The organism is Halorubrum sp. SS7 (assembly GCF_005435055.1).
In the GTDB taxonomy this organism is placed as follows: domain Archaea; phylum Halobacteriota; class Halobacteria; order Halobacteriales; family Haloferacaceae; genus Halorubrum; species Halorubrum salinarum.
Map to the genome: position 1 here is coordinate 1 of NZ_SGXV01000491.1, position 308 is coordinate 308.

General features: G+C 64.0%; 1 pseudogene. It reads right to left on the reverse strand.

Annotated elements, in window-relative coordinates:
• Window positions 1-272, reverse strand: a pseudogene (locus EXE44_RS18890) (zinc metalloprotease HtpX); the annotation flags it as partial.
• Window positions 273-308: the final 36 nt, after the last annotated feature.

A 308-nucleotide genomic window follows, 5' to 3' on the forward strand; every position in this document is an offset into this window, starting at 1 on the left:
AGGTCGGCCTGCTGGCTCAGGCGCTCGATCCGGCGGTGGAGGGCCGGGTACTCGTCCGCGCTCACCTCGCGGGCGCCCATGCTCCGCAGCGCCAGCTTGTCGCTGAAGAAGTACTGCGCCAGCGAGAACGCGCCGAACATCGCGAGCGTGAAGATGATCCCGACGTTGAACACTTGGATTAGGACGCCGATGAACACGACGTAGAGGGCGAAGAGGAGGAACATCGTGAACCCCATGCGTCCGCGGAGTCCCCAGTCTGTCTTCCAGTCCATACCCGAGAGTTACCGCTCGGCGCGTTAAAGCCTGCC